The 1405-nt window shown below is 47.1% G+C and carries 1 protein-coding gene; it reads left to right on the plus strand.

Features of this window, described 5'->3' with window-relative positions; all coding sequences use genetic code 11:
- The first annotated feature begins 58 nt into the window (after positions 1–58).
- Positions 59–1282: a helix-turn-helix domain-containing protein gene (locus tag RUMCAL_RS05865; protein ID WP_040647210.1), complete on the plus strand. Its 1224-nt coding sequence runs from the start codon at positions 59–61 to the stop codon at positions 1280–1282.
- The last annotated feature ends 123 nt before the right edge of the window (positions 1283–1405 follow it).

Here is a 1405-nt window from a genome sequence, read left to right on the forward strand (position 1 = left end):
TCGCCAGATGCTCTTTGTGCGGTATTGCCTTTACAAAGAGAGGAGTGAAAATTCTGCCATGTCTGAACAATCTTCTGTGCAGCACGTTTTGACCAAATCGCAGCTCTGCTATTTCAGCCGGCAGTTTTCCAATATGTTTGGACTGCCGGTACGCCTCTACCGACAGCAGGAGAAGATCTACACCTATTCTCCGGTGCAGCTGGCAGCAGATCCTGTGATTCTCTGCATTGATGCACTTTTGCAGGAAACCGCACCACTGGGCTATTTTTCCTATCACGATATGTTTTACTATGGCTATGTCCGGCATCAGTCGTACTGCTTTGTCGCCGGACCAGTCAGCGAACTGGCAATTTCGGAACACGAATTGAAAAAGCTGGGAGGTTCGCTGCATTTGCTGCCTGAACAGTTTTCTGTGTTTGCAGCTGAGATGAAAACGCTTTCGGGAATGCATCCGGATACCCTTTTGCAGGCAATGATCCTGTACAATTTCACAGTCAACCGAACCATGTACGACATTTCTGATCTGCGAATCCAGCAAAGGGAACAGAAAACCATTACAGCAGAAATGAAAGAAAATGAAATCCTGTCCGATCCGGAAAACAGAAATCCAGAAGGGCACATGCGTTCTCTGTCGATTGAGCAGGACATCATTCGGAAGGTGCAGCAGGGCGACGTAGACGGTCTGATCGATGGTGCAACAAAAATTCCGGCAGTTCGTTCCGGACAGCTTGCACCGCAGCTGCTGCGGCATCACAGGAATTTTTTCATTCGGCTGGAAACCATTGTTTCCCGTGCGGCGATCCAGGCTGGTCTGCCTGCCGAAGAAGTTTTGGAAACGGAGGAACATTACATTTCCAAATGCGAATCCCTGCCGGACATGGAACGAATCAAGAACTTGCAGTATCACATGATCCTGGACTATGCCGATCAGGTGCGAAAGCTGAAACAGTGCGGCGGCAGCCAGTCCCGATTGGTGCGAAATGTGTTGCAGTATATCCGCAGTCATATGGCAGAACCGATCCGCACCGCAGACATCGCAGCATACTGCGGCAAAAGCCGCGGCGGACTGACTACGGAATTCAAAAAGCAAACAGGCAGGACGCTGTCTGATTTTATCCAGCAGCAAAAAATGCAGGAGGCAGAAACACTGCTGTTGAAAACAGAGCAAAATCTCTCCCAGATCAGCAGTCTGCTGGGGTTCTCGTCCCAGAGCCATTTTACACGAGTTTTCAAAGAAGTTCACGGTATGACACCCACAGAATTTCGAAAATCGCAGGGATAAAATTTACTTTACAAATATATAAATTGCATGACAATTCTGCAATACAAGAAATCTTCCTTCTGTTACAATAAATGTAGTTTGAATCGAAATTTACATCAACAAAAGGAGGAATTTTTTGTATGA

This window comes from Ruminococcus callidus ATCC 27760 (assembly GCF_000468015.1).
GTDB classification, from domain to species: domain Bacteria; phylum Bacillota; class Clostridia; order Oscillospirales; family Ruminococcaceae; genus Ruminococcus_C; species Ruminococcus_C callidus.

Excerpts from the sequence above, each read along its gene's own strand:
- RUMCAL_RS05865 (WP_040647210.1), top strand. The coding sequence starts at position 59 with ATGTCTGAACAATCTTCTGTGCAGCACGTTTTGACCAAATCGCAGCTC.